At 43.2% G+C, this 454-nt stretch carries 2 tRNA genes; both read left to right on the top strand.

Features of this window, described 5'->3' with window-relative positions:
• Nucleotides 1-29 precede the first annotated feature (29 nt).
• Nucleotides 30-106: transfer RNA gene (locus tag L6C30_RS14750), tRNA-Ile, on the top strand.
• A gap of 112 nt (nt 107-218) precedes the next feature.
• Nucleotides 219-294 (top strand) — tRNA-Ala (locus L6C30_RS14745).
• The last annotated feature ends 160 nt before the right edge of the window (nt 295-454 follow it).

The raw sequence follows: 454 nt of genomic DNA, 5'->3' as shown, positions 1-454 counted from the left end.
AATACAAAGCGATGCTTTGATTTTTCTCAGGGTCTGTAGCTCAGTTGGTTAGAGCACACGCTTGATAAGCGTGGGGTCACAAGTTCAAGTCTTGTCAGACCCACCATGAGCGAGGGTCAGCGAAACATATTTCGCCCGAGCGCAAGACGAGAGCTATGCTCGAGTTAAGCATTCGCCTTAACACAGTCTACGATACATCGAATCACAAATGATAAGCTGGGGACTTAGCTTAGTTGGTAGAGCGCCTGCTTTGCACGCAGGAGGTCAGGAGTTCGACTCTCCTAGTCTCCACCAAATTTTAAGATCAGAAAACTTAAAGCACTGCTTTAAGGCTTTTCCTTAAAATTTAAGCAAACAGCTATGCTGTGCGCAGGCACACATATACTGGAGCTTTAAGCTAAAGATTACAGAATTTAGTAAGTATAAGCTTATTAAATTCTGTGATTTATCACAG

The organism is Acinetobacter sp. KAM396 (assembly GCF_021602765.1).
Classification (GTDB): Bacteria; Pseudomonadota; Gammaproteobacteria; order Pseudomonadales; family Moraxellaceae; genus Acinetobacter; species Acinetobacter towneri_A.
This window is presented reverse-complemented; position numbering and strand designations above follow the sequence as displayed.